The sequence below is a fragment of the Escherichia sp. KTE114 genome, assembly GCF_000407765.1.
GTDB lineage: Bacteria > Pseudomonadota > Gammaproteobacteria > Enterobacterales > Enterobacteriaceae > Escherichia > Escherichia ruysiae.
Genome location: NZ_KE136626.1, coordinates 320,599 through 347,091 on the forward strand (window position 1 = coordinate 320,599; position 26,493 = coordinate 347,091).

25 protein-coding genes and 1 tRNA gene are annotated in these 26,493 nt (G+C 50.6%); 17 read left to right on the forward strand and 9 right to left on the reverse strand.

Annotation, left to right across the window (positions count from 1 at the left end; genetic code table 11):
* Positions 1–12 precede the first annotated feature (12 nt).
* From yggS to hemW, 5 genes are read left to right on the forward strand one after another with little or no spacing between them, the layout of a single operon-like run.
* Positions 13–717 (forward strand): pyridoxal phosphate homeostasis protein, encoded by a 705-nt coding sequence (yggS, locus tag WC5_RS18920; protein ID WP_010347747.1) that lies wholly within the window; start codon positions 13–15, stop codon positions 715–717.
* Positions 718–734: 17 nt separating this feature from the next.
* Positions 735–1,301, forward strand: a complete 567-nt coding sequence (gene yggT, locus WC5_RS18915) for an osmotic shock tolerance protein YggT (protein ID WP_001094831.1) — start codon at positions 735–737, stop codon at positions 1,299–1,301.
* Positions 1,298–1,588 (forward strand): DUF167 family protein YggU, encoded by a 291-nt coding sequence (gene yggU, locus WC5_RS18910; protein WP_001277222.1) that lies wholly within the window; start codon positions 1,298–1,300, stop codon positions 1,586–1,588. Before yggT ends, yggU begins: the two co-directional genes overlap by 4 nt.
* Before the next feature lie 7 nt (positions 1,589–1,595).
* Positions 1,596–2,189: an XTP/dITP diphosphatase gene (locus tag WC5_RS18905; protein WP_001174760.1), complete on the forward strand. Its 594-nt coding sequence runs from the start codon at positions 1,596–1,598 to the stop codon at positions 2,187–2,189.
* Positions 2,182–3,318: a radical SAM family heme chaperone HemW gene (gene hemW / locus WC5_RS18900; protein ID WP_000239989.1), complete on the forward strand. Its 1,137-nt coding sequence runs from the start codon at positions 2,182–2,184 to the stop codon at positions 3,316–3,318. The genes WC5_RS18905 and hemW overlap by 8 nt, the downstream gene beginning before the upstream one ends.
* Before the next feature lie 64 nt (positions 3,319–3,382).
* On the opposite strand, the gene WC5_RS18895 is transcribed toward hemW, so the two are convergent.
* From WC5_RS18895 to trmB, 5 genes are all read right to left on the reverse strand, one after another.
* A complete protein-coding gene (locus WC5_RS18895) occupies positions 3,383–4,390 on the reverse strand; it encodes a DUF1202 family protein (RefSeq protein WP_000745196.1) in 1,008 nt (335 codons plus the stop codon).
* A gap of 116 nt (positions 4,391–4,506) precedes the next feature.
* Positions 4,507–5,553, reverse strand: coding sequence for an L-asparaginase 2 (gene ansB / locus WC5_RS18890; protein WP_000394133.1), 1,047 nt, complete (start codon positions 5,551–5,553; stop codon positions 4,507–4,509).
* A gap of 175 nt (positions 5,554–5,728) precedes the next feature.
* The gene (locus WC5_RS18885; protein ID WP_000984796.1) at positions 5,729–6,448 is read right to left on the reverse strand and encodes a YggN family protein; all 720 of its coding nucleotides are present in this window, start codon (positions 6,446–6,448) and stop codon (positions 5,729–5,731) included.
* Positions 6,449–6,631: 183 nt separating this feature from the next.
* The gene (locus WC5_RS18880) at positions 6,632–6,958 is read right to left on the reverse strand and encodes a YggL family protein (RefSeq protein WP_001107564.1); all 327 of its coding nucleotides are present in this window, start codon (positions 6,956–6,958) and stop codon (positions 6,632–6,634) included.
* Positions 6,958–7,677, reverse strand: coding sequence for a tRNA (guanosine(46)-N7)-methyltransferase TrmB (gene trmB / locus WC5_RS18875; protein WP_000786919.1), 720 nt, complete (start codon positions 7,675–7,677; stop codon positions 6,958–6,960). The genes WC5_RS18880 and trmB overlap by 1 nt, the downstream gene beginning before the upstream one ends.
* Before the next feature lie 160 nt (positions 7,678–7,837).
* On the opposite strand from trmB, the gene mutY reads away from it, so the two are divergent.
* The 4 genes from mutY to nupG all read left to right on the forward strand — a co-directional run bounded on the left by mutY (position 7,838) and on the right by nupG (position 11,796).
* Positions 7,838–8,890 (forward strand): A/G-specific adenine glycosylase, encoded by a 1,053-nt coding sequence (mutY, locus tag WC5_RS18870; protein WP_010352544.1) that lies wholly within the window; start codon positions 7,838–7,840, stop codon positions 8,888–8,890.
* 27 nt (positions 8,891–8,917) lie between these two features.
* Positions 8,918–9,193 (forward strand): oxidative damage protection protein, encoded by a 276-nt coding sequence (locus WC5_RS18865; RefSeq protein ID WP_000091700.1) that lies wholly within the window; start codon positions 8,918–8,920, stop codon positions 9,191–9,193.
* 64 nt (positions 9,194–9,257) lie between these two features.
* Positions 9,258–10,337 (forward strand): membrane-bound lytic murein transglycosylase MltC, encoded by a 1,080-nt coding sequence (gene mltC / locus WC5_RS18860; protein WP_010352541.1) that lies wholly within the window; start codon positions 9,258–9,260, stop codon positions 10,335–10,337.
* A gap of 202 nt (positions 10,338–10,539) precedes the next feature.
* Positions 10,540–11,796, forward strand: coding sequence for a nucleoside permease NupG (gene nupG / locus WC5_RS18855; RefSeq protein ID WP_001049785.1), 1,257 nt, complete (start codon positions 10,540–10,542; stop codon positions 11,794–11,796).
* A 48-nt stretch (positions 11,797–11,844) separates the two neighbouring features.
* Here the strand turns inward: nupG and speC are convergent, their stop codons facing one another.
* Together speC and WC5_RS25620 are read right to left on the reverse strand one after the other, a co-directional pair.
* Complete coding sequence (speC, locus tag WC5_RS18850) at positions 11,845–13,980, reverse strand: ornithine decarboxylase (RefSeq protein ID WP_010352539.1); 2,136 nt, start codon at positions 13,978–13,980, stop codon at positions 11,845–11,847.
* 161 nt (positions 13,981–14,141) lie between these two features.
* On the reverse strand, positions 14,142–14,225 hold the full coding sequence (locus WC5_RS25620) for a hypothetical protein (protein ID WP_219906480.1): 84 nt from the start codon (positions 14,223–14,225) through the stop codon (positions 14,142–14,144).
* A gap of 152 nt (positions 14,226–14,377) precedes the next feature.
* Here WC5_RS25620 and WC5_RS18845 point away from each other — a divergent pair, with 152 nt between their 5' ends.
* The 3 genes from WC5_RS18845 to WC5_RS18835 all read left to right on the forward strand — a co-directional run bounded on the left by WC5_RS18845 (position 14,378) and on the right by WC5_RS18835 (position 16,728).
* Positions 14,378–15,085, forward strand: coding sequence for a DUF554 domain-containing protein (locus WC5_RS18845; RefSeq protein WP_000234521.1), 708 nt, complete (start codon positions 14,378–14,380; stop codon positions 15,083–15,085).
* 104 nt (positions 15,086–15,189) lie between these two features.
* Positions 15,190–15,265, forward strand: a tRNA-Phe gene (locus WC5_RS18840).
* Positions 15,266–15,462: 197 nt separating this feature from the next.
* The gene (locus WC5_RS18835; RefSeq protein WP_016231425.1) at positions 15,463–16,728 is read left to right on the forward strand and encodes a tyrosine-type recombinase/integrase; all 1,266 of its coding nucleotides are present in this window, start codon (positions 15,463–15,465) and stop codon (positions 16,726–16,728) included.
* 321 nt (positions 16,729–17,049) lie between these two features.
* Here WC5_RS18835 and WC5_RS18830 read toward each other — a convergent pair whose 3' ends face one another.
* On the reverse strand, positions 17,050–18,549 hold the full coding sequence (locus tag WC5_RS18830; RefSeq protein ID WP_016231426.1) for a phosphoethanolamine transferase: 1,500 nt from the start codon (positions 18,547–18,549) through the stop codon (positions 17,050–17,052).
* Between the two features lie 159 nt (positions 18,550–18,708).
* Positions 18,709–19,449, reverse strand: a complete 741-nt coding sequence (locus WC5_RS18825; RefSeq protein ID WP_000755101.1) for an outer membrane protein — start codon at positions 19,447–19,449, stop codon at positions 18,709–18,711.
* Positions 19,450–19,832: 383 nt separating this feature from the next.
* Between WC5_RS18825 and WC5_RS18820 the strand changes: the two genes are divergently transcribed.
* The 5 genes from WC5_RS18820 to WC5_RS18800 all read left to right on the forward strand — a co-directional run bounded on the left by WC5_RS18820 (position 19,833) and on the right by WC5_RS18800 (position 26,383).
* The gene (locus tag WC5_RS18820) at positions 19,833–20,801 is read left to right on the forward strand and encodes an IS5 family transposase (protein WP_000654811.1); all 969 of its coding nucleotides are present in this window, start codon (positions 19,833–19,835) and stop codon (positions 20,799–20,801) included.
* Positions 20,802–21,002: 201 nt separating this feature from the next.
* Positions 21,003–21,830, forward strand: a complete 828-nt coding sequence (locus tag WC5_RS18815) for a GTPase family protein (protein WP_001069729.1) — start codon at positions 21,003–21,005, stop codon at positions 21,828–21,830.
* Between the two features lie 199 nt (positions 21,831–22,029).
* Positions 22,030–24,414, forward strand: a complete 2,385-nt coding sequence (locus WC5_RS18810; RefSeq protein ID WP_000544704.1) for a dynamin family protein — start codon at positions 22,030–22,032, stop codon at positions 24,412–24,414.
* On the forward strand, positions 24,411–25,316 hold the full coding sequence (locus WC5_RS18805; protein WP_000203554.1) for a diguanylate cyclase regulator RdcB family protein: 906 nt from the start codon (positions 24,411–24,413) through the stop codon (positions 25,314–25,316). Before WC5_RS18810 ends, WC5_RS18805 begins: the two co-directional genes overlap by 4 nt.
* Positions 25,313–26,383 (forward strand): patatin-like phospholipase family protein, encoded by a 1,071-nt coding sequence (locus WC5_RS18800; RefSeq protein ID WP_000102627.1) that lies wholly within the window; start codon positions 25,313–25,315, stop codon positions 26,381–26,383. Before WC5_RS18805 ends, WC5_RS18800 begins: the two co-directional genes overlap by 4 nt.
* Positions 26,384–26,493 lie beyond the last annotated feature (110 nt).

Here is a 26,493-nt window from a genome sequence, read left to right on the forward strand (position 1 = left end):
GATCCTCGGAAAATGAACGATATTGCGCATAACCTGGCACAGGTCCGGGACAAAATCTCAGCGGCTGCAACGCGTTGCGGCCGTTCTCCAGAAGAAATTACGCTGCTTGCAGTCAGTAAAACAAAACCTGCGAGCGCCATCGCAGAAGCCATCGATGCCGGGCAGCGTCAATTTGGTGAAAACTACGTTCAGGAAGGGGTAGATAAAATTCGCCACTTTCAGGAACTGGGCGTAACAGGATTAGAATGGCATTTTATTGGCCCGTTGCAGTCTAATAAAAGCCGCCTGGTGGCAGAGCATTTCGACTGGTGTCATACCATCGACCGTTTACGTATCGCTACCCGCCTGAACGACCAGCGACCGGCAGAACTCCCCCCTCTTAACGTACTGATTCAAATTAATATTAGTGATGAAAACAGTAAGTCCGGGATTCAACTGGCAGAACTGGACGAACTGGCGGCTGCGGTCGCTGAACTACCGCGTCTACGCCTGCGCGGGCTGATGGCTATCCCGGCGCCTGAGTCAGAATATGTAAGGCAGTTTGAAGTTGCACGCCAAATGGCTGTAGCATTTGCCGGACTGAAAACGCGCTACCCGCATGTCGATACGCTCTCTCTGGGGATGTCGGACGATATGGAAGCCGCCATTGCGGCAGGTAGCACAATGGTTCGCATCGGCACAGCCATCTTTGGTGCGCGTGATTACTCTAAAAAATAAGGAATTAAAGGAACGCCATGAATACGTTGACTTTCCTGCTTTCAACGGTCATTGAGCTGTATACCATGGTGCTGTTATTACGCATCTGGATGCAGTGGGCTCATTGTGATTTTTACAACCCTTTCTCACAGTTTGTGGTGAAAGTGACACAGCCAATTATCGGGCCACTGCGCCGCGTTATTCCGGCAATGGGGCCAATTGACAGCGCCTCGCTGCTGGTTGCCTATATTCTCAGTTTCATCAAAGCCATTGTGCTGTTTAAAGTGGTGACCTTCCTGCCAATCATCTGGATTGCCGGTTTATTAATTCTGCTGAAAACCATTGGCCTGCTGATTTTCTGGGTACTGCTGGTGATGGCGATTATGAGCTGGGTAAGCCAGGGTCGTAGCCCGATTGAATACGTGCTGATTCAGCTTGCCGATCCGCTGCTGCGCCCGATTCGCCGCCTGCTGCCGGCAATGGGTGGGATTGATTTCTCGCCGATGATCCTCGTTCTGCTGCTGTATGTCATCAATATGGGTGTCGCAGAAGTATTGCAGGCGACCGGAAACATGCTGCTACCGGGGCTGTGGATGGCGTTATGAGTGCCGTAACAGTTAACGATGACGGCCTGGTTTTGCGGCTCTATATTCAGCCGAAAGCCAGCCGTGATTCTATTGTCGGTTTACATGGCGACGAGGTAAAAGTCGCCATTACCGCGCCGCCGGTTGACGGTCAGGCCAACAGCCATCTGGTGAAGTTTCTCGGCAAGCAATTCCGGGTAGCCAAAAGTCAGGTGGTGATTGAAAAAGGCGAACTTGGTCGCCACAAACAAATTAAAATCATTAATCCGCAACAAATCCCGCCAGAAATCGCGGCGTTAATTAATTAGGTATCCTATGCAAAAAGTTGTCCTCGCAACCGGCAATGCCGGTAAAGTGCGTGAGCTGGCGTCGCTGCTTAGCGACTTCGGTCTTGATATTGTGGCTCAGACGGAACTTGGCGTTGATTCCGCTGAAGAAACCGGCCTGACCTTTATCGAAAACGCGATTCTGAAAGCGCGCCACGCGGCAAAAGCGACCGGTTTACCAGCGATTGCCGACGACTCCGGTCTGGCGGTAGATGTACTTGGCGGCGCGCCAGGGATTTACTCCGCGCGTTATTCTGGTGAAGACGCAACCGATCAAAAGAATCTGCAAAAACTGCTGGAAACACTGAAAGACGTACCGGACAACCAACGTCAGGCTCGCTTCCACTGTGTGCTGGTGTATCTGCGTCATGCGGAAGATCCAACTCCGCTGGTGTGCCACGGCAGCTGGCCGGGCGTGATTACCCGTGAACCTGCCGGTACTGGTGGCTTTGGTTATGATCCGATTTTCTTTGTGCCTTCCGAAGGTAAAACCGCTGCCGAACTAACCCGCGAAGAAAAGAGCGCCATTTCCCATCGTGGTCAGGCATTGAAACTGCTGCTGGACGCTTTACGTAATGGTTAAATTACCGCCGCTGAGTCTCTACATTCACATCCCGTGGTGCGTGCAGAAATGCCCGTACTGCGATTTCAACTCTCACGCGTTGAAAGGGGAAGTGCCGCACGACGATTATGTTCAGCATCTGCTTAGCGATCTGGACAACGATGTCGCTTACGCACAGAACCGTGAAGTAAAGACAATCTTTATTGGCGGTGGTACGCCGAGCCTGCTTTCCGGCCCGGCGATGCAAACGCTGCTGGACGGTGTGCGCGCACGTTTGCCGCTGGCAGCGGATGCAGAAATTACCATGGAAGCGAATCCCGGTACGGTAGAAGCCGATCGCTTTGTCGATTACCAGCGTGCTGGCGTGAACCGCATTTCCATTGGAGTGCAAAGTTTTAGCGGAGAAAAGCTGAAACGGCTGGGACGTATTCATGGCCCGCAAGAAGCGAAGCGTGCTGCAAAACTGGCAAGCGAGCTGGGGCTACGTAGCTTTAACCTTGATTTAATGCATGGGCTGCCGGATCAATCGCTGGAAGAGGCGCTTGGCGATCTGCGCCAGGCTATTGAACTGAATCCGCCGCATCTTTCCTGGTATCAACTGACCATCGAACCTAATACGCTGTTTGGTTCACGCCCGCCGGTACTGCCGGACGACGACGCGCTGTGGGATATTTTCGAACAGGGGCATCAGTTATTAACCGCAGCGGGTTATCAGCAATATGAAACCTCCGCTTATGCCAAACCGGGTTATCAGTGCCAGCACAATCTTAACTACTGGCGATTTGGCGATTACATCGGCATCGGCTGCGGCGCGCACGGCAAAGTGACCTTCCCGGATGGGCGCATTCTGCGTACCACCAAAACGCGTCATCCGCGTGGTTTTATGCAGGGAAGGTATCTGGAAAGCCAGCGCGATGTTGAAACCGCAGATAAGCCATTCGAGTTCTTTATGAATCGCTTCCGTTTGCTGGAAGCCGCACCGCGCATGGAGTTTAGCCAGTACACGGGGCTTTGCGAAGAAGTTATTCGCCCACAGTTAGACGAGGCTATCGCTCAGGGTTATCTCACTGAGTGTGCGGATTACTGGCAGATAACGAAACATGGGAAGTTATTTTTAAATTCGCTGCTGGAGCTTTTTCTGGCGGAGTAAACTTGTATTGCCGGATGCGGCGTGAATGCAGCATCCGGCTACAAGTCATGCGTCATCGCAGAAATTACTTAATCACCCCATTACGCCGTAATTCTTCGGTATCTTTTTTCCAGCGATCGCTCGCCTGATTGATATCGTCAATCTTCATTAATATCGCGACTTTTTTACTGTTTATTTCTGAAACCTTCATCGTTAACGGATATTGCCCTTTCTCGAGCGTTATCCAGTCATCCTGCAATTTACGGCTAAGTTTTTGTGATTGCAGAAAGGTCTGTCGCCGCTGTTCGTTGATATCGAAATCCCGTTTCTGCTGAATCGGCACTTCATAACACTCTTCGCTTTGTTTATGACATGCCGCAATCGCCGGTTGATAAACCTCTTTGTCATATTTAACCGCGAACGCCTCGCTATCATTCTGTTTATTAAACTCATCCCGTTGCTGGTGTATTTTTTTGAAGGCGTCTTCGCGGGTCATTTGCTTGCCGTTTGCATCTTTTCCCCAATATGCATCCGCTGCTTTCTGCGCCGCCGCCATTTGCTTATCAAGCTCTTTCACTTCCTTTTCCAGCGCAGGAATCGAGTTCTTCTGGGTATTCAACACTGACTCAAGCTGACTAAAGCGATAATTGAAATCTTCGCTATTCACGATCAGATATTTATTATTCGTTTTGATATCGTCGACCACCCGTCCACGATCGCTGGCTGCTGCCTGAAAAGAGTAAAAGTTCACCGTCCAGCCAGACGCAGGTGTTCCTTTACTGGTTAACATCGCCGAAAATTTTACCGGTTTATCTTTCGTCCAGGTCTGTTCCAGTAGTTGGTAGTCTGCCAGTTGACCAACCCAGGTATAGAGATCATCACTGGAAGAAACATCGCCTTCCGCTGACCAGGTGGCCTGATTACCTTTTGCATCAAGGTTTTTTAAGCTGATGGCATCAAGCTTGAGTATGCCGTGATACTGCTTGTTGAATTGATCTTTTAAGACATTTTCAGTTGGCGGTTCGCCATCGGCCCAGCCATTACCAGACATCAACACAAACAGCGCCGTGCCTACAATCCATTGCTTTTTCACCAGAAAACCCTCGCGAGGAATAATTTATTCCAGTGATTATCATCATGGTAATAACAATTGGCAATGGACGTGAGTCTGAAGTGAAAAAGCCCCGGCACGATACCGGGGCGAGGCGATTAGTACTGATTGAAAATCTGCTGGATCTGCTGTGGATCTTTAGTTTGCGTCAGTGCCAGTTGCAGCAGAACGCGCGCTTTTTGCGGGTTCTGCGTGCCAGAAGCGACGAAACCGTATTTTGCATCATCCACTTCGGCATCCTGAGTGGTTGCGCCTGTCGGTACGCGGGAAGAACGTACTACCGCAGTGCCGTTTTTCGCAGCGGTCGCCAGGGTGTCGAACACGGTTTTATACAGATTGCCGTTACCCACACCGGCGCTAACGATACCGTCGTAGCCTGCATCTACCAGTGCTTTTGCCGGAAGATCGGATGCGTTGGCGTAGTTATAAACGATGCCGACTTTCGGCAGTTCATTTAGCTTAGAGACATCGAACGGCGTGTCGCTGGTGTGCTTACGTGCCGGGGTACGCTGGTAGTCAATCTTACCGTTGTGAATGTAACCCAACGGACCGTAGTTAACAGACTTGAAGGTCGCTACATCGGTGGTATTAGTTTTGGTGACGTCACGACCATCAAGCACGGTGTCGTTCATCACCACCAGCACACCACGGTTGGCGGAGGCTTTATCGGCTGCGGTCACTACCGCGTTATACAGATTGAATGGACCGTCTGCGCTCATGGAAGTGGATGGGCGCATTGCGCCTACCATCACCACTGGCTTGTCACATTTCACCGTCAGGTCGAGGAAGTAAGCGGTTTCTTCCATCGTGTCAGTACCGTGGGTAATAACGAAGCCATCAGTTTTATCGCAGTCGGTGTTAATTTTTTTCGCCAGAGTCAGCCAGACATTGTCATTCATGTCCTGGGAGCCGATGTTAACTACCTGCTCGCCTTTAACGTTCGCAATGTCCTTCAGTTGCGGCACCGCATTAACCAGATTTTCTACGCCAACTTTACCCGCTGTGTAGTTAGATTTGGTTGCGGAGTCACCACCGCCGGCAATCGTCCCGCCGGTCGCTAGAATGGTGATATTCGGTAATGCTAATGCTGCACCACTAAAACCCATAACCAGTGCGGCAAGTGCCGTCTTTTTGAAAAACTCCATTTCATTCCTCCAGTTACGTGAACGCTACGTATTATCCCTTAGCTTTGTATGGGAAATTTGACGTTAAACAATTTACAACGTGAATGAATTTTGGAGATCTATAAAGTTAGAGGCAGGTAACAAAACGAAGAATTAAACGGCATAAAAAAGTATTATGCCGTCTTAGAATAGAGGATTATTTCAAATTCCCGACCAGGGCTTTGCGGCTGTCTTCCAGTGTCACGACACGGCTACAGACATCTTTGCCAAACTGCTGGAAATCTTTTTCCTGCTTTTTCCACTCGGTTTGGATTGAGGATTGCAGCCCCCCCAGGCTTCCCAGCACGTTCTGTAGTGGGTTACCGCCGCTTTTCAGCACCGCTTTCGCGCCCATTTCATTAATGCTGTCCTGCAAAATACCGCCCATTGCCTGATTCACTAACTGCTGGCCTTCGGCGCGAACCTGATCGATAGCTTTATAGTGGAACGTCAGGCCATCGCTGCGCGTTTCGATAATGCGGTTCATCTGCTCTTTTAATTGCGCATCCAGTTTGGTCAGACGGCTGCGCATTTTGCTGCTTTCGCCCATCTCCTGAACGATAATTTTATCCAGCGCGATACGGGCTTTCTCGACGCGACTTTTCGCGCCTTCATCAATCCACGGTAACGTACTGCGCAATTCTGCCTGATAATCCTTCGCCTGCTCGCGTTGGGCAGCGTTCAGAGAATATTGTTTGCCGTTGTACATCACGTTGCCGTCTGGCGTGATCACCAGATTGCCGTTTTCGCCCTTCACCTGCACGGTTTGCGGGCTGACAATCACATCGTCACGCGGCGTGACGCTGCACTGGTAGTCGGCGTGAGCGGTCATTGCCGTCACTGAAAGTGCTGCCGCCAGCAGCATTTTGCGCATCATAATCTTCCCTCAAGAACAAATCAGGCCAGCATTTGCTGGCCCAGATTGATAACAAAGTGCGCGCTGTCCATGCCGGATGCGGCGTAAACGCCTTATCCGGCCTACTCGATCGTGCATCTTTTGTAGACCTGATAAGCGTAGCGCATCAGGCAGTTTTGCATTTGTCATCGCCCGTATGTTTTCTTAGTCCCACCAAACGTCGAAAAGTTCGCTGGTGCGTACCTCATCCAGTTTGCGCTCTTCCAGCCACTTACGCACAATCGCCTGATGTTCTTCGGTGCATTTGCCGATTTCCTGCATACAGATCAGACCTTCCCAGGCCAGATAGCCGCTGCCGTCAAAGGCCAGTTTATTCGGTTCGATAACCTCGTTAATAAAGTCATCAACGGTTTTATCAATTTGTTCTTCCGATGTACCTTCCGGGAATCGCCATGCCACCGAAAATCCTAATTCCTGGAATTCGTCGATGTGCATTTTTTTACGCAGACGACGGCTACGGTTCTTTGCCATTATTTCACCCTCTCGAACATTAAGTCCCATACTCCGTGACCAAGACGATGACCACGTTGTTCAAATTTCGTCACCGGACGTGATGCCGGACGCGGTACGTAATCGTTGCTCTCTGACAGGTTTTTATAACCGTCAATGGAAGACATCACTTCAAGCATATGTTCCGCATAAGGTTCCCAGTCGGTCGCCATATGGAATACGCCCCCCAGTTTCAGTTTGCTTTTTACTAGCTCAGCAAACGGCACCTGAACGATACGGCGTTTATTATGGCGCGCTTTGTGCCACGGGTCAGGGAAAAAGAGCTGAACCATGCTCAATGAATTGTCAGGAATCATTTTATGCAGCACTTCGACTGCGTCATGGCACATCACACGCAGGTTATCTAACCCTTCTTCATGCGCAGAAGCCAGACAAGCGCCAACGCCCGGCGAATGCACTTCAATGCCGAGGAAGTCCTGCTCCGGGCGCTCTTTAGCCATTGCTACCAGCGAAGCGCCCATACCGAAACCAATCTCAAGCGTCACTGGCGCTTCACGGCCAAAAAGCGCAGGGAAATCCAGCATATCTTCGCTGAATTCAACGCCCATCACCGGCCAGTAGTTTTCCAGCGCATGTTCCTGGCCTTTGGTCAGTCGCCCCTGGCGGCGCACAAAACTACGGATACGGCGCAGTGGGCGGCCGTTTTCATCAAATTCCGGTGAGATGACGTCGTTTTTCATAAAGATTTAGTCGCTTGTGAAAGTGTTCTGAAAACGGGCATTATCCAAAGTTAGTTGCCGGATGCAAGCATGATAAGGCCGTGGCTGCGGAAAGTTCCGGTTTACACCCTGCCATCGCTGTGCTGCAATCTTGCCCCCAACAACAATGAATTCGGTGACCATGCAAGCGTCGCAATTTTCAGCCCAGGTTCTGGACTGGTACGATAAATACGGGCGAAAAACTCTGCCCTGGCAAATTGACAAGACGCCCTACAAAGTATGGCTCTCAGAAGTGATGTTGCAACAAACTCAGGTTGCGACCGTTATCCCCTATTTTGAACGCTTTATGGCGCGTTTCCCGACGGTGACCGATCTCGCCAATGCGCCGCTGGACGAAGTTCTCCACTTGTGGACCGGGCTTGGCTATTACGCCCGCGCGCGCAACCTGCATAAAGCGGCACAACAAGTGGCGACCTTACACGGTGGTAAATTCCCGGAAACCTTCGAAGAAGTCGCGGCGTTACCGGGCGTCGGGCGTTCCACCGCAGGCGCGATTCTCTCGCTTTCTCTGGGTAAGCACTTTCCGATTCTCGACGGTAACGTCAAACGCGTGCTGGCTCGCTGCTATGCTGTAAGCGGCTGGCCAGGGAAAAAAGAGGTCGAAAATAAACTGTGGAGTTTAAGCGAGCAGGTTACGCCCGCCGTCGGCGTGGAGCGGTTTAATCAGGCGATGATGGATTTAGGCGCGATGATTTGTACGCGCTCGAAACCGAAGTGTTCGCTCTGCCCGCTACAAAACGGTTGTATTGCCGCCGCCAATAACAGCTGGTCGCTTTATCCGGGCAAAAAACCAAAACAGACACTGCCGGAACGCACAGGTTACTTTCTGCTGTTACAGCACGAAGATGAAGTGTTTCTGGCGCAGCGTCCGCCAAGCGGATTGTGGGGTGGCTTATACTGTTTCCCGCAGTTTGCCGATGAAGAAAGTTTGCGGGAATGGCTGGCGCAACGGCAGATTGCTACTGATAACCTGACGCAACTCACCGCGTTTCGGCATACCTTCAGCCATTTCCATTTAGATATTGTGCCTATGTGGCTTCCCGTGTCGTCATTCACCGGTTGCATGGATGAAGGCAATGCGCTCTGGTATAACTTAGCGCAACCGCCGTCAGTTGGTCTGGCGGCTCCCGTGGAGCGTTTGTTACAGCAGTTACGCACTGGCGCGCCGGTTTAGCGCGTGAGTCGATAAAGAGGATGATTTATGAGCAGAACGATTTTTTGTACTTTCCTGCAGCGTGAGGCAGAAGGTCAGGATTTTCAGCTATACCCCGGCGAACTGGGAAAACGCATCTACAACGAGATTTCCAAAGAAGCCTGGGCGCAGTGGCAGCACAAACAAACCATGCTGATTAATGAAAAGAAACTCAACATGATGAATGCCGAGCACCGCAAGCTGCTGGAACAGGAGATGGTCAACTTCCTGTTCGAGGGTAAAGAAGTGCATATCGAGGGCTATACCCCGGAAGATAAAAAATAAAAACAGAGCCGGAGTACGCCTCCGGCAACTTGCATAAAAACAAACACAACACGCACCCGGAATGATGAAAAAATATCTCGCGCTGGCTTTGATTGCGCCGTTGCTCATCTCCTGTTCGACGACCAAAAAAGGCGATACCTATAATGAAGCCTGGGTCAAAGATACCAACGGTTTTGATATTCTGATGGGGCAGTTTGCCCACAATATTGAGAACATCTGGGGATTCAAAGAGGTGGTGATCGCCGGTCCTAAGGACTACGTGAAATACACCGATCAATATCAGACTCGCAGCCACATCAACTTCGATGACGGTACGATCACTATCGAAACCATCGCCGGGACAGAACCTGCCGCGCATCTGCGTCGGGCAATTATCAAAACGTTGCTGATGGGGGATGATCCAGGTTCGGTCGATCTCTATTCCGACGTTGATGATATTACGATTTCGAAAGAACCTTTCCTTTACGGTCAGGTGGTAGATAACACCGGGCAGCCGATTCGCTGGGAAGGTCGCGCGAGCAACTTCGCGGATTATCTGCTGAAAAACCGTCTGAAGAGCCGCAGCAACGGGTTGCGTATCATCTACAGCGTCACCATTAACATGGTGCCGAACCACCTTGATAAACGTGCGCACAAATATCTCGGCATGGTCCGCCAGGCGTCACGGAAATATGGCGTTGATGAGTCGCTGATTCTGGCAATTATGCAGACTGAATCTTCCTTTAACCCGTATGCGGTCAGCCGTTCCGATGCGCTGGGATTAATGCAGGTGGTACAACATACTGCCGGGAAAGATGTATTCCGCTCGCAGGGGAAATCCGGCACGCCGAGCCGAAGTTTCTTGTTTGATCCTGCCAGCAATATTGATACCGGCACCGCATATCTGGCGATGCTGAATAATGTTTATCTTGGCGGCATTGATAACCCAACGTCGCGGCGTTATGCCGTCATCACCGCCTATAACGGCGGCGCAGGCAGCGTATTACGCGTCTTCTCAAATGATAAAATTAAGGCTGCCAACATCATTAATACTATGACGCCGGGCGATGTTTATCAGACACTGACCACACGTCATCCGTCTGCGGAATCTCGCCGCTATCTCTATAAAGTGAACATGGCGCAAAAATCTTACCGTCGCCGATAATTGCACTTATCGCCCCTTGACGATGTCTTGGGGCAAAAGTGTTACCTACATCACAATTATGTTTTGCAAAACGATATTATTTGCAATTATTTGCCACGGGTAACAAAAAAACAGTCAGTGAAGTTGATAGAATCGCATCATCTTGCACGGTCAAATGTGCTTTTTGAAACACTCATCCGCATCATGATGTGAGGAAATTAACATGAATCTTAAGCTGCAGCTGAAAATTCTCTCTTTTCTGCAGTTCTGCCTGTGGGGAAGTTGGCTGACGACCCTCGGCTCATATATGTTTGTTACCCTGAAGTTCGACGGTGCCTCTATCGGCGCAGTTTATAGTTCATTGGGTATCGCCGCTGTCTTTATGCCTGCGTTGCTGGGGATTGTGGCCGACAAATGGTTAAGTGCGAAATGGGTTTACGCCATTTGTCACACTATTGGTGCGATCACTCTCTTCATGGCGGCGAAAGTCACCACGCCGGAGGCGATGTTCCTTGTGATATTGATTAACTCGTTTGCTTATATGCCAACGCTTGGGTTAATCAACACTATCTCCTACTATCGCCTGCAAAATGCCGGGTTGGATATTGTGACGGATTTCCCGCCAATCCGTATCTGGGGCACCATCGGCTTTATTATGGCGATGTGGGTGGTGAGCCTGTCTGGCTTCGAATTAAGCCACATGCAGCTGTATATTGGCGCAGCTCTCTCCGCCGTTCTGGTGCTGTTTACCTTTACGCTGCCGCATATTCCGGTTGCTAAACAGCAAGCGAATCAGAGCTGGACGACTTTGCTGGGGCTTGATGCGTTCGCGTTGTTTAAAAACAAGCGTATGGCGATTTTCTTCATCTTCTCGATGTTGCTGGGTGCGGAACTGCAGATTACCAACATGTTCGGTAATACCTTCCTGCACAGCTTCGACAAAGACCCGATGTTTGCCAGCAGCTTCATCGTGCAACATGCGTCAATCATCATGTCGATTTCGCAGATCTCTGAAACCCTGTTCATTCTGACCATCCCGTTCTTCTTAAGCCGCTACGGTATTAAGAACGTAATGATGATCAGTATTGTGGCGTGGATCCTGCGTTTTGCGCTGTTTGCTTACGGCGACCCGACACCGTTCGGTACTGTACTGCTGGTGCTGTCAATGATTGTCTACGGTTGCGCATTCGACTTCTTCAACATCTCTGGTTCGGTGTTTGTTGAAAAAGAAGTTAGCCCGGCTATTCGCGCCAGTGCGCAGGGGATGTTCCTGATGATGACCAACGGCTTCGGCTGTATCCTCGGCGGTATTGTGAGCGGTAAAGTGGTTGAGATGTACACCCAAAACGGCATTACCGACTGGCAGACCGTATGGCTGATTTTCGCAGGTTACTCCGTGGTTCTGGCCTTCGCATTCATGGCGATGTTTAAATACAAACACGTTCGTGTCCCTGCGGGCACACAGACTGTTAGCCACTAATTACGCAAAGAGAAACGGGTCGCCAGAAGGTGACCCGTTTTTTTATTCTCACTTCAATACATAACCGTACAACCGTTTCATGCCGTCCGCATCAGTTTCGCTATAGACACCTTGTAGCTCCGGCGAAAACCCCGGCAGCAAATTCACGCCTTCTTCCAGTGCGAGGAAATAACGCTGTACCGCGCCTCCCCAGACTTCCCCCGGCACTACGCAAAGCACCCCCGGCGGATACGGCAGCGCCCCTTCAGCCGCAATTCGCCCTTCGGCATCACGAATCCGCACCAACTCCACTTCGCCGCGAATATAGGCGCTATGCGCATCCTGTGGATTCATCACCACTGGCGGGAAACTCTGCTGGCGGAACATCGCTTTTTGCAGGTCTTTGACGTCGAAGCTGACATACAAATCGTGCATCTCCTGACACAACTGGCGCAAAGTGTAGTCGCGGTAGCGCACCGGATATTTGTTATAAACACTCGGCAGCACCTCAGCCAACGGCGAATCATCCTCAATATGCTGTTCAAACTGCGCCAGCATCGACACCAGTTGTGCCAGCTTCTCGTGACTTTCCGCCGGTGTTAATAAGAACAAAATGGAGTTGAGGTCGCACTTTTCCGGAACGATGCCGTTCTCACGCAGATAATGCGCCAGAATCGTCGCCGGTACGCCAAAATCGCTATATTCACCGGTTTCGGCATCGATACCTGGCGTGGTCAGTAACAGCTTGCACGGATCAACAAAATACTGCTCTGCGGCATATCCCTCAAAGCCGTGCCACTTTGCTCCTGGTTCAAAGCTGAAGAAACGGCGGTCACTGGCCAACGCTGACGTCGGATACTCCTGCCACAATTTGCCATCGACAACGGGTGGGATAAACGGACGGAACAGCTTACAGCGTGCAAGAATCGCCTTGCGCGCTTCAATCCCCATCTCAACGCACTCAGCCCACAGCCGACGACCACTCTCCCCTTCATGGATTTTGGCATTGACGTCCAGCGCGGCAAATAGCGGATAGAACGGGCTGGTGGAAGCATGGAGCATAAAGGCATTATTCAACCGCTTATGCGGGCAAAAACGCGCCTGCCCGCGAATATGGTTATCTTTTTTATGGATCTGCGACGTCTGCGAGAATCCCGCCTGTTGTTTATGCACCGACTGGGTAACAAAGATCCCCGGATCGTTTTCGTTAAGTTCCAACAGCAGCGGCGAGCTATCCGCCATCATCGGGATAAACTGTTCATAACCGACCCATGCAGAATCAAACAGAATGTAATCACACAGATGCCCAATGGTATCGATCACCTGGCGGGCGTTGTAGATAGTGCCGTCATAGGTTCCCAGCTGAATAATCGCCAGGCGAAACGGGCGGGGCAGCTCGGCTTTTTTTGGCGCAACGTCGCGAATTTGCTGGCGCAGATACTCTTCATTAAAACAGTGCGCATCAATACCGCCAATGAAACCAAACGGGTTACGTGAAGCTTCCAGATAGACCGGCGTCGCCCCCGCCTGAATCAGCGCGCCGTGATGATTCGACTTATGGTTGTTACGGTCGAAGAGCACCAGATCGCCACGCGTTAACAGCGCATTCGTCACCACTTTATTCGCTGCCGATGTGCCGTTCAGGACAAAATAGGTTTTATCGGCATGAAAGACTTTGGCTGCGAATTTCTGCGCATCCTTCGCCGATCCTTCATGAATAAGCAGATCGCCCAATTTTACGTCAGCATTACACATATCGGCGCGAAAGACGTTCTCACCAAAGAAATCGTAAAAATGGCGTCCGGCAGGATGCTTTTTAAAGAACGCACCATGTTGATGCCCAGGGCAAGCAAAAGTGCTGTTGCCCATCTCAACGTACTGCGTCAACGTGTCATAAAACGGTGGCAGCAAATTCTCTTCATACTGACAGGCTGCGGATTCCAGCTCCAGCCACTGCTGCTCGTTGCCGTTGATTACCGCCGTAACGCCCGCAGGTAATTCAACAACATGTTCGGAATACAAAAACACCGGTAGATGAAAACCGGTGCGCTTAAGCAACGCAAGAATGCCACTGCGACTATCCGCAGCGGTAATGACGACTGCCGCGACGTCCGTAAAATCAGTATCTTCCAGCGCCACCACGCGACGATGGGTAGAAAGTCGGGAAACCAGTTCATAACTGGCGGCAATACTCATTGATTTCATAAGCGCAAACCCGTTTCGGGGAGGTAAGAATATCGGACAAGATGAAAAGCCTTGCCCCATGAGATGTGGGTCAAACTGGTCACCAGCTCCGACCGCCAGACATCAGTAAAAGCAGAAACGCTCTGATTTTACTGTTGTCCTGCAGTAAGCGTGCGTTAACTTCACCGCATGAGCAGTAACATGGAAAGGGAAGATTTTCGCGCAAAACGGCGAGAAGCGAGAGAATGTAAGGAGGTGGCATGCATCAGGCAAACTCCGTACAGAGAGGAGAAAATTCGCGCAATAATGGCACCTTTCGCTAAAGCGTGCAAGCCAGGACTTTGCGGCCAGACAAGCCATAAACAGGGCAAAAAGTTCATAATAAAAAAATCAAACAATACAGTTAACAGGAACTCTCGTGGTCATCGGCCCTTTTATCAACGCTAGTGCAGTATTACTGGGTGGCGTTCTCGGCGCACTGCTTAGCCAACGTTTACCGGAACGTATCCGCGTCTCAATGACATCGATTTTTGGTCTGGCATCGCTGGGGATTGGTATTTTACTGGTGGTGAAATGCGCCAACCTTCCGGCGATGGTTTTAGCAACGCTACTTGGCGCTCTAATCGGCGAAATATGTTTGCTGGAGAAAGGAGTCAATACAGCGGTCGCCAGAGCGCAGAATCTGTTTCGCCACTCGCGCAAGAAGCCAGCGCATGAATCTTTTATTCAAAATTTTGTCGCGATTATTGTCCTGTTTTGTGCCAGCGGTACGGGGATCTTCGGCGCGATGAATGAAGGGATGACTGGCGATCCGAGTATTTTAATCGCCAAGTCATTTCTGGATTTCTTTACGGCGATGATCTTCGCCTACTCTCTGGGGATTGCGGTATCAGTAATTAGCATTCCATTGCTCATCATCCAGTTAACACTGGCCTGGGGAGCCGCGCTGATATTGCCGCTAACTACGCCGGCGATGATGGCGGACTTTAGCGCGGTGGGAGGATTATTGCTTCTGGCGACCGGTTTACGCATCTGTGGCATTAAAATGTTCCCGGTGGTCAACATGCTTCCAGCACTGCTTCTGGCAATGCCACTTTCCGCCGCCTGGACCGCCTGGTTTTCCTGAAATGTGTGCAATAGCGGCAAAGTGATGATAGATTGTGCAGTCTGCAGTAATTTGAAGAAATTTGATTGACGAGACGAGGCGAATCAGGTTTAATGCGCCCCGTTGCCCGGATAGCTCAGTCGGTAGAGCAGGGGATTGAAAATCCCCGTGTCCTTGGTTCGATTCCGAGTCCGGGCACCAAATTCATATCAACGGACCTCCACGGAGGTCCGTTTTTCGTTTCAGAACGCCACAATTTAAGCGTTCTGCCTCCAAATCAATTCTACCGAACTCAACCAGATTCCCCCCACATCAACCCCATTGTGTGGGTATAATTGCGGGTATACCCCAGTTCGACAGAATTTGTACCCTCTTTAACGCATTCAGAAGGCTGAACTATGGCACTGACTGACGCAAAAATCCGGGCTGCAAAGCCCACTGACAAGGCTTATAAACTCACTGACGGGGCCGGCATGTTCCTGCTGGTTCATCCTAATGGTTCCCGTTACTGGCGTCTCCGTTATCGTATTCTGGGTAAGGAGAAAACCCTGGCACTTGGTGTGTATCCGGAAGTTTCTCTCTCCGAAGCTCGTACAAAACGGGATGAGGCCCGAAAACTGATTTCGGAGGGGGTTGACCCTTGCGAACAGAAAAGAGCTAAAAAAGTAGTCCCTGATTTACAACTCTCTTTTGAACATATTGCACGACGCTGGCATGCCAGTAATAAACAATGGGCACAATCACACAGCGATAAAGTACTCAAAAGCCTCGAGACACACGTTTTCCCCTTTATCGGCAACCGGGATATCACAACACTCAGTACCCCGGACCTGCTTATCCCTGTTCGTGCTGCAGAAGCTAAACAAATTTATGAAATCGCCAGTCGTCTGCAGCAAAGAATATCTGCTGTAATGCGTTATGCCGTACAGTCTGGCATCATCAGATATAACCCGGCTCTGGATATGGCTGGTGCATTGACCACGGTAAAACGCCAGCATCGCCCTGCTCTGGATCTTTCATGCCTGCCTGAACTTCTGTCGCGTATTGACGGTTATAAAGGCCAGCCTGTCACCCGACTGGCAGTTATGCTGAATTTACTGGTTTTTATTCGTTCCAGTGAACTCAGATACGCCCGGTGGTCTGAAATTGATATTGACAATGCCATGTGGACTATTCCAGCCGAACGCGAACCTCTGCCCGGCGTAAAATTCTCACACCGGGGCTCCAAGATGCGAACACCACATCTTGTGCCACTCAGCAAACAGGCTGTAGCCATACTGACAGAACTTCAGACATGGGCAGGTGAAAATGGTCTGATATTTACGGGAGCACATGACCCGCGTAAACCAATCAGTGAAAATACTGTAAATAAAGCCCTGAGGGTTATGGGGTATGACACAACCCAGGATGTCTGTGGTCATGGATTCCGGGCGATGGCATGTAGTGCATTAATAGAATCAGGTTTGTGGTCCCGCGATGCTGTGGAACGCCAGATGAGCCATCAGGAGCGTAATGGTGTACGTGCTGCGTATATCCATAAAGCCGAACATCTGGAAGAACGTCGACTTATGCTACAGTGGTGGGCCGATTTTCTGGATGCAAACAGAGAAAGATTTATCAGTCCATTTGAATATGCAAAGATTAATAATCCATTAAAACAATAATCCTCCCGGGAAAATGCCCGGGAACCACCCGGGGATTATTTTTTGTTAAAAAAGGCAAAACGATATTAACTGATGTATTAAATGTTTACCGGATTGCTCCCTGCAGGTGGATTATCAGAATCCGCAGTTATTCGTTATTTATATATATTCAATAAAAAGAAACATCATAAAAAATCCCGCACCCACAGGGTGATGCGGGATAACTGACGTAAGGAATGCTGCCGGGATTTGGTGGTCCCTTGTGCTGATATGAATACAGGTTCTATTCTATACAGAATCCTTTTCAGTACAAGAGACTGTATTACAGTTTGCCATATATGATTACCTGTGGTCCGGAAGAATAAGTGGCTGCGGTTTCAGACTGTCTGCCGGCACATTTTTCTCTCCGTTAAAAACCATAACGGGTTCATTATCTTCGTCTGTCAGCGGATTGAATGGCGGTATATTTTCGGTACGAATACCGGTCAGCCACTGAAAAATGCCTGCGAAATTACGGGCACTGATTTTCCTGCTGACGGACTGATGAGACGTGATGTCACTGGCGGTAATAATCAGGGGAACGCTGTAGCCCCCCTGCACATGACCATCATGATGAACAGGATTAGCACTGTCGCTGACCGACAGCCCATGGTCAGAAAAGTAAAGCATTGCAAAGTGACGGGAATGCCGGCGAAGGATACCATCAAGCTGACCGAGAAAGTTATCCAGTTTACTGATGCTGGCGAGGTAACAGGCAATCTTTCGGGGATACTGCTCCAGGTAATAATTCGGCCAGGAGTTAAGTCGGTCACACGGATTCGGATGAGAGCCAATCATGTGCAGGAAAATCACCTTCGGCGAGGATTTATCCGCCAGCGCACGTTCTGTTTCCTGTAACAACAACATGTCATCCGTTTTACGGGAAGCGAAGCTGCCTTTCTTGAGGAAAACGGTATGCTCCGCATCAGAAGCAATAACAGAGATGCGTGTGTCATGCTCTCCCAGTTTTCCCTGATTGGATATCCACCATGTGCTGTATCCTGCTTTTGCTGCCAGCGCCACCACGTTGTTGCCGGAGTCAGGGTTCTGCTCATAGTCATAAATCAGTGTCCGGCTCAGGGAAGGTACGGTACTGGCTGCTGCCGATGTATAGCCGTCAATAAATAAACCGGGAGCCGTATTCAGCCATGGTGTGGTTGGCACGGGATAGCCATATACCGACATATAATCCCTGCGCACACTCTCACCAGTAACGATAACAATCGTGTCATACAACGGTGTTCCCGGCAGGATTTTCCAGTTGTCAGCCCCGTGCTGACTCAGTTGTTTATAACGCTGCATTTCACGCAATGTGTCAGTTGTTCCCACAACAATTCCTTTAACCATCCGCAACGGCCAGCTGTTTACAGAGCATAATACGAACAGCAGCAGTGCCAGCCAGTTACGGTGACCGCGGTGGTGTGTCCGCCAGAAAATCACCATGAATACCAGAATCGCGGCACTGACCAGAAAATGATAAACAGGAATCATCCCGGTAAACTCTGCAGCCTCATCAGCCGTGGTCTGCAGCAACGCGACAATAAAACTGTTGTTGATTTTACCGTACGTCATACCCGCAGGCGCATACAGTGCACAACAGAACAGAAATAACAGCGTTGTAATGGATGTGAGGGTATTTCTGTGTGCAAGGAGAAGAAGGAGAAACAGAAGCAGCACATTTCCTGTGGCATTCTTCTCAGTGTATCCGCATGCAATTGTGATTATCACAGAAATAACAAAAAAGAATAAAAACAATAAAATCCGGGGTGTGTCGCCCGGACAAAACAGTTTTCTGATATTCATCGGAGTATATCGACAACATTATTATGAAGAGAACAGGATAATAAAAATCAGAAATTATCTGTAAAACAGATAACAGACAACCCTGCAGTATAATTACTGCAGGGTGTTTCCTTTTAATTACAGAAGATAAGTAATTATTATCTTTCAGGAGCAGTTTCGTCAGAAGTTATAAGTCACACCAAGCATGATGTCATGACTTTTAACATCAACCTCTGATTTATATTTATCGCCCCACTCATCCTTGTAACTCACACTGCTGTCACCTGCATCAATATAGCGATAGCTGAGGTCAAGAGCGATATCCGGGGTTACGTCATAACGGACACCAGCCCCAAGGCTCCATGCAAAGTTGTCAGCAGAGTCTGAGTGTGACAACGACTCACGCCCACTGTACCCGTACCCGTAATCCCAAGTCCTGATACCAGTTGTTTTCTGATGAATTCTGGCGTAACCAATCCCTGCGGATACCCATGGTGTGAATGCACTGTCGTTCCGGAAGTCATAGTACGTATTCAGCATCAGAGTGTTGACTGACACTTCATTCTTCAGGTCATCACGCCAGTAACCACCTGACCAGCTGTCTTTATCTACGTTATACTTCGAATCAGCTTTTCCACGCGCGTAAAACTCCAGTTCTGTACGAACCGGAATACTGAACTGCGGATAAAAATCATAACCGGCCGCAATACCGCCACTGAATACCGTATCATGGTCATCGCCGCCTTTATACTTTGACGTTTCTTCCTCATCTCCTGACAGGAAACGCTGGTCTGAAAGTGACACCACAGAGGCACCGGCTTTACCGGTCAGATAAAAACCGCTTTTACCTTCCTCAGCACCTGCATTTGCTGCAAATACACAGGCTGCGGCCACCACTGAAACAGCAAAAACCTTTTTCATTTCAATTATCTCCGTTATTGCTCCGTTGCTGCAAGCAGTACTCAGTGCATTTTAAAACCCGCCATGCGATAGTCTCAATTGAATAAAATCGATCGAATCGATAGATGATATCGATCGTCATTAACCAGAAATTTTTATCGTATTCAGTCAGCACAGATACAACAAATGCATGCCATGCAGACAGTCATACCCGGCAACAACAGCAGATGGTTGCTGAGCAAGCAGGGAGTGAGGCTGAATCCCGGGGAAGAAAAAACCTGTAAAATTTGTTTATTCTGCCAGGAGATAAAAGTGACGTGTGTTCATGTAACACACCAGGGACGAAAGATGCATGGACTGACAGTTTGGGGGGGCTTTGTTGAATAAATCGAACTTTTGCTGAGTTGAAGGATCAGATCACGCATCCTCCCGACAACACAGACCATTCCGTGGCAAAGCAAAAGTTCAGAATCACCAACTGGTCCACCTACAACAAAGCTCTCATCAACCGTGGCTCCCTCACTTTCTGGCTGGATGATGAAGCGATTCAGGCCTGGTATGAGTCGGCAACGCCTTCATCACGAGGAAGGCCCCAGCGCTATTCTGATCTCGCCATCACCACCGTTCTGGTGATTAAACGCGTATTCCGGCTGACCCTGCGGGCTGCGCAGGGTTTTATTGATTCCATTTTTGCCCTGATGAACGTTCCGTTGCGCTGCCCGGATTACACCAGTGTCAGTAAGCGGGCAAAGTCGGTTAATGTCAGTTTCAAAACGTCCACCCGGGGTGAAATCGCACACCTGGTGATTGATTCCACCGGGCTGAAGGTCTTTGGTGAAGGCGAATGGAAAGTCAGAAAGCACGGCAAAGAGCGCCGTCGTATCTGGCGAAAGTTGCATCTTGCTGTTGACAGCAACACACATGAAGTTGTCTGTGCAGACCTGTCGCTGAATAACGTCACGGACTCAGAAGCCTTCCCGGGCCTTATCCGGCAGACTCACAGAAAAATCAGGGCAGCCGCGGCAGACGGGGCTTACGATACCCGGCTCTGTCACGATGAACTGCGCCGCAAAAAAATCAGCGCGCTTATTCCTCCCCGAAAAGGAGCAGGTTACTGGCCCGGTGAGTACGCAGACCGCAACCGTGCCGTTGCTAATCAGCGGCTGAGCGGAAGCAATGCACGGTGGAAATGGACAACGGAATATAACCGTCGCTCGATAGCGGAAACGGCAATGTACAGAATGAAGCAGTTGTTGGGAGATTCACTGACGCTGCGTGACTACGATGGTCAGGTAGCGGAAGCTATGGCCATGGTGCGTGCGTTGAACAGGATGACAAAGGCTGGGATGCCAGAAAGCGTGCGTATTGCCTGAAAATCCAGCCAGCTACAGGGTCGTTCGCACGAAATCTTATTTATTCAACAAAGCCCAGAGCGGACTGTCAGATTAGATTCAGACCTGTATCAGCCACATATACCTGCATTCCAAATAATTTCAGACAGATATTATCGTTGTGAATCCCCCGCCACCTTTCCGGTGCGCGGGGTTTTGTCTTTTTTCACCGGGAATACATGTATGAATCCGTCTGATGCCATTGAGGCAATTGAAAAACCGCTCTCCTCCCTGCCTTACTCACTTTCCCGTCACATCCTGGAACATCTGCGCAAACTCACCAGCCACGAACCCGTGATTGGCATTATGGGGAAAAGCGGGGCCGGTAAATCCTCACTCTGTAATGCACTGTTTCAGGGGGAGGTCACCCCGGTCAGTGATGTTCACGCCGGCACCCGGGAAGTGCAGCGCTTCCGTCTGAGTGGCCATGGTCACAGCATGGTTATCACTGACCTGCCCGGGGTGGGCGAGAGCCGTGACAGGGATGCAGAGTATGAAGCCCTGTACCGTAACATTCTGCCTGAACTTGACCTGGTACTGTGGCTGATTAAAGCCGATGACCGTGCCTTGTCTGTGGATGAGTATTTCTGGCGACACATTCTGCACCGGGGACATCAGCAGGTGCTGTTTGTGGTGACGCAGGCCGATAAAACGGAGCCCTGCCATGAATGGGATATGGCCGGTATTCAGCCTTCTCCCGCACAGGCACAGAACATTCGCGAAAAAACGGAGGCGGTATTCCGTCTGTTCCGGCCCGTACATCCGGTTGTGGCCGTATCGGCTCGCACCGGCTGGGAACTGGATACGCTGGTCAGTGCGCTCATGACAGCGCTTCCCGACCATGCCGCCAGTCCCCTGATGACCCGCCTGCAGGACGAGCTGCGCACGGAATCTGTCCGCGCTCAGGCCCGTGAACAGTTTACCGGTGCGGTGGACCGGATATTTGACACGGCGGAGAGCGTCTGTATTGCCTCTGTTGCCCGCGCGGTATGGAACTGGATTTTCTTCTGAACCCGGTGGTGATGCACCAGACTCTTGTTACAGATTTTTAACTCCATGAAAACACAATGCAAACGCAGCCATACCCGGGTTGTCCCCTTGTGTTGTGTTTTCCAGATTAATAGAATGCATCGATCGTTATAAACGATCGTTTGTGGTAAATGACCTCCTCCGTGGTTGTCATGAAAATGCGTCTCAGGAAGGTTAAATAATGCACGAAAAGAACATCGCCCTGCTTTGTGATGAAGCCGACCGACTTTTGCAACTGAACATTAATCTGCTCCGGCAAATGGTTGATGAACCGGATGTGTTATCTGACAGTAAGAACGAAAACAGACTGCTTTTCGATAAACAGAAAGCACTGAAAAGAATTGAGGAGCTGGAGGGCGAACAAATCAAAACCGCCCGCAGGGAGATGGTGCTGGCTGTTGTCGGCACGATGAAAGCAGGTAAATCAACTACCATCAACGCCATTGTGGGGCAGGAAATTCTGCCTAACCGTAACCGCCCCATGACCTCTGTACCGACGCTCATCCGCCACGTTCCCGGAAAAACTGAGCCGGTCCTCCATCTGGAACATATTCAGCCCGTCCGCAATTTATTAAGCACACTGCAACAAAAACTCGACACCCCGGCAGGACAGCAAGTCGCACAGACCCTGCAGCAAACCGGGGATACCTGCGAACTGCTGGATATTCTGGCAAATGATGGCTGGCTCAAAAATGAATACCACGGGGAGGAGGAAATCTTTACCGGACTGGCATCGTTAAACGATCTGGTTCGCCTTGCTGCGGCAATGGGGAGTGAGTTTCCTTTTGATGAATACGCAGAAGTGCAGAAACTGCCGGTGATCGACGTGGAATTCAGCCATCTGGTGGGGATGGATGCATGCCAGGGAACACTCACACTGCTGGATACCCCCGGCCCTAATGAGGCCGGACAACCGCAGATGGAAGTGATGATGCGGGATCAACTGCAGAAAGCCTCTGCGGTGCTGGCGGTGATGGATTACACCCAGATGAACTCAAAAGCGGATGAAGACGTCCGTAAAGAGCTTAATGCCATTGCTGACGTATCAGCCGGCCGCCTGTTTGTGCTGGTCAATAAATTTGATGAGAAAGACCGCAATGGCGATGGGGCAGATGCCGTACGCCAGAAAGTTCCGGCAATGCTGAACAGTGATGTGCTGCCCGCCTCCCGCGTTTATCCAGGCTCATCACGTCAGGCGTACCTGGCTAACCGTGCGCTTCATGAGTTACGGAAAAACGGAACCCTTCCTGTTGATGAAGCCTGGGTCGATGATTTTGTCAGGGAAGCCTTCGGTCGCATGAAAAAAGAATACGTCTGTAAAGACAGTGAAATGGCAACCGAAGGGGCGACAGACCTGTGGGAAGGTTCACTTATCGATCAACTGATAACGGAAGTCATACAGAGCTCCCATTCCAGAGCGGCGGCACTGGCGGTTGATTCTGCCGCCGCAAAACTGATGCAGAATGCGGAAAATGTCAGCGAATATCTGTCATTACGCCATCAGGGGCTACAGCAAAGCATTCAGTCACTGCAGGCGCATATCTCCAGCCTGCTGGCGGATATCCGGGAAATCGCGGACTGTCAGGAGCAGGTGACCGCAGATGTCAGAATGGCTATGGAGGAGATCGATACTAAAACCCGGGAATTACTGACGGGGGTCTGCACCTCACTGGAAGAGGAGCTGAATGACTATTTCAGAAGCGGTAAACGCAAAGAACAGCAAATGCTGGAGGAAGAAAATTCAGCGCAGCCCCGGGAGAGAAACGCATTCGCTTTCTTTCACGATATTTTCGGAACCGGAAATCAGCATGACAGGATGCGGGACTTTGATCCGGACAGCCCCGAAATAAAATTCAGTGATCGCAGGGAAGCCCTTGAACTGATGACGCAAATCGAATCGACCGTGACCAGCCTGCACCGTGAGGCTGAAGCACAGTTCCGTCCTGAACTGGAAAAAATCGTCAGGGGTATTGAAACAGGTTTTCGTGGTACGGCCCTGTACGCCACAGAAAATATTGCCGGACGCATCAATGCCCGTCTGGAGGATGAAGGTTTCACTGTAAAAATCAGTTTTCCGGCAGTCAGCCAGTTACAGACCCGGCTCGCAGTAAAAACAAATCTGAGCGCGCTTATGGAGGAAAGAACGGAGACCGTCACTCGTCGCTGTCGACAGGATGGTGTCTGGGGTACGCTTTGTCGATGGGCAAACACCAGTGACTGGGGCTGGAAAGAGTACAGTGTGGATGTGAGCCGCAGCGTGATCAATATCAACAAGGTCAGAGAGGAAGTGATGTCACTGACCCGGGCATATTTCGGGGAGCTGCAGGCATCCATTGAGCAGGATATTAACCAGCCCGTCCGCCAGGAAATCGATGCCTTTTTCTGCGCATTCAGGGAGAAAGTTGAACAACTGCGTAACACGCTGATTCAGAGCTCTGAAGATCGTAAACGCGATCAGCAGGCGCAGGAACGGCTTACCGGGCGACTTCAGGCATTAAATGAAAGGGTTCCTGAGCTCATTACTGACAGTAAGGCGCTGAGGGAAGAGCTGGAGACAATGCTGTGACTTCACCATTTATTCAACAAATTGCTGATAACCGGGTATGTCAGGTACTCACCTGTCTTCCTGAAAAATTTGTGGTTGATTTCGCAAACGGAATCGATGTTGCACAGGAGCATATCCGCACGGCCGGAGAGCGCACGTTCTTCCGGCGTTTAAAAGAGGGGATGACCGGCGAAGGCGCTGCACGGCAGAATGCCATCAATGCGTCGCTTGCACAGGGCGTTGAGGCGTCCCTGCGCTGGCTGACGGAGCTGACAACGTCACTTGCCACCACAAACTACGCGATTACCCGGGTAAACGACAGGGTCAGTTCACTGGTCAGTGATACTGCCAGGCTGGCGCATTATTCGGCTGACACGCGGGAGCAGTTACTCACCCTGGCCGATCAGGTTCACCAGAAACTGAATCATCTTGAAGAAAAACTCCACCGTGTTGACCAGGTTCAGCGGGCGCAGTTACATCTTGAGCAGATATTCTCATGGTGGAGCGCCGGGCGATATGCGTCATTTTCCCCTGCCGGACGTTGTTATGTGGCACTTGAAGAGCTTCGCTGGGGCGCGTTTGGTGATGTGATACGCCAGGGCGAAACAGGCCAGGTTAACCAGCTACTGGATATTCTCAGACATAAAGCATTAACGCAGATGGCACAGGAGAGTGGCGGTAGTGCAACCGTGCGTCTGAACACTCTGGACTGGCTTGGTGGTCAGGGCCGGGAGCAGGCAGATAACGAGTGGCATGACGCGATTAACTGGCTGGGGGACTGGTGCAGTGAAGAGCAGCATCCGGTGATCTGGTCAACCACGCAGGCTGCAGAACACTTACCGGTTCGCATGCCTCGCCTCTGCTCTGCAGAACGCCTCTCTGAAAGTATGGTCGATGAAATATTTCAGAAGGGGGCAGCATGAGTACAGAAATGAAAACGGGGCTGGTGCTGTCCGGCGGCGGGGCGGTGGGCGCTTATCAGGCAGGTGTGGTTAAGGCACTGGCAGAGTGTGGCACACAGATCAGCATGGTTTCAGGGGCCAGCATTGGCGCATTCAATGGTGCCATTATCGCGGCCTCTCCCGATCTGTCAGAAGCAGCCGCACGCCTGGAGGCGCTCTGGAAGCATCTGGGGAATAATCAGGTGCTGTCGGTAAACCGATCGGTTTACTTTTCATTGCTGAAAAAAATGGTTCAGGCCATGAACCTCTGCCAGATCCCCGGACGTGCAGGAGCACTGCTTACGACACTTCTTCGCCATATATCGATAATCAACGGCTTCGACAATCCGATGGCTCAGCCGCTGTTGTCAGATGAGCCTCTGACAGCGCTGTTGGATCATTATCTTGATACTGATGCTCTGGCAGACGGGCTACCGCTGTATGTGTCGCTGTACCCCACAGAAGGGGGCATGCAGGATATTATTGACTGCATTCGTGCTGAACTGGGTGCCGGAACCACGAAAAACGCCGTTTTTCAGCATATCCAGAGCCTGCCCCGCGGACAGCAGAAAGAGGCTCTGCTTGCGTCAGCCGCGCTGCCCCTGCTGTTCCGTCCCCGTGAGGTTCAGGGGACAATGTTCGGTGATGGTGGTATGGGAGGATGGCGAAATATGCAGGGAAATACCCCTGTGACGCCTCTGGTCGATGCCGGATGCAATATGGTGATTGTGACGCATCTGAGTGACGGTTCTTTATGGGATCGCCAGGCTTTTCCGGACACCACAATCCTTGAGATCCGTCCCCGGAAAAGGCTGAAATATGCAGGTGATGGTGGCAACAGCGGCGGTCTGCTCAGTTTCACGTTGGCACATACCGACGCCTGGCGTCAGCAGGGCTATGAAGACACGATGCTGACGATGGAGCATATCCGGAAACCGCTGGCAGCACGTCAGGTACTGTCCCGGTCAGAAACGGTGTTGCAGAAAAGTCTGGAGATAACGGAAGAGGCAGATTTGGCACTGAGAAACGCGATGGCCCGGATTAAATAAAGACGCCCCAAAGAAACGCCACCGCCTGTGGTGGTGTTTTTCCTGTCTGGTGTTATTGAAAATATTTTCAGACATATATTACCTGAGAGAAAGTTTTACCCCTCATCTGT